This window comes from Mesorhizobium sp. M7A.F.Ca.CA.002.09.1.1 (genome assembly GCF_003998555.1).
In the GTDB taxonomy this organism is placed as follows: domain Bacteria; phylum Pseudomonadota; class Alphaproteobacteria; order Rhizobiales; family Rhizobiaceae; genus Mesorhizobium; species Mesorhizobium ciceri.
The window spans coordinates 1-1,143 of sequence record NZ_RZRR01001271.1; the positions used below are offsets into that span (position 1 = coordinate 1).

A 1,143-nucleotide genomic window follows, 5' to 3' on the forward strand; every position below is an offset into this window, starting at 1 on the left:
GGTCCAGGCAGGGCGCGAGCTTAGCGCGGCTTCTCAATCGGCCGGCAGAACAGCCGGGTCGCAAGCTCAATCGTTTTGCGGGCGCAGGCCGAAGGTTGCGGGCTTGAGGCCGTAGCGCATGTCGAAATCGTCGTCCGATGGCGGGCGTGCGGCGGGTGGCTTGCGGTAGTCGGGGTCGCCGGCCTGGCGGCCTGAATCCACGACCTCGGCGAAGGCCATCGCCTGCTGCGTCGATTTCGGCACGTTGCGCAATCGTTCCACGATCGCCACCAGATCGACATCGTCGCCCGGCTTCGACGTGGCCTCTTCGCGTTTGGCGGTGCCGGGGAGCAGGTGGCTCGGCAGCTTTTCGAACTTCAGCCGCATGGTCGTCGCCACGCCTTCGCCGAAGGCGATGGCTTCGCGCTGGCCCATCGAGGACAGGAAGGCAAGCGTCGAGGCGGAAGAGTCGGCAATCGCCGAGCGGATGATCGCCTGGTCCTGCTCATTGGCAAGCCGCATGGCGAAGAAGGTCGAGCATTGCGACAGGATGGTCGGGTCGAGCTCGCCGGGGCGCTGGGTGACGACGCCGAGATAGCAGCCATATTTGCGGCCTTCCTTGGCAATGCGCGACAGCGCATGCCTGGTCGGCGCGAATCCGAGACGCGGGTCGGCCGGCATATAGCGGTGCGCCTCTTCGCACAAAAACAGAAGCTGCAGCTTGCCTTCGCTCCATAGAGCGAGATCGAAGGCCAGGCGCGCCAGCACCGAACAGACGGAATTGACCACTTCGGACGGCATGCCGGCCATCTCGAAGCAGGTCACGGGACGGCCATGATGCGGCACGCGGAAGATGTTGCCGATCGTCTCGTGGATGGTGTCCTCGATCAGGCGCGAGTTGAACATGAAGCGATAACGTGGATCGGCCGCCGCCGATTCGATGCGCGTCTTCAGCGATTTGAGCGTCGGGCGATCGGTCTTGCTTTCGAGCATGCCCATGCGCTCATCGATCTGCTTCAGCAGGTCGGCGATGCGGTAAGGCACTGGCGTATCGGCGGTCAGCGCATCGCTGCCGCGCCTGATATAGGAGCCCGAATTCGGGTTGCGGTAGAGATTCTTGGCGGCCGGGATCAGGTCGCGCAAGGCATCGATTTCTTCCGGCTC

The 1,143-nt window shown here is 64.1% G+C and carries 1 protein-coding gene; it reads right to left on the reverse strand.

All coding sequences use genetic code 11. The features are described 5' to 3' along the window. Positions 1 to 66: 66 nt before the first annotated feature. Positions 67 to 1,143, reverse strand: a 1,077-nt coding sequence (locus tag EN994_RS32440) for an ATP-binding protein (protein ID WP_164746470.1), incomplete at its 5' end; no start/stop codon positions are given.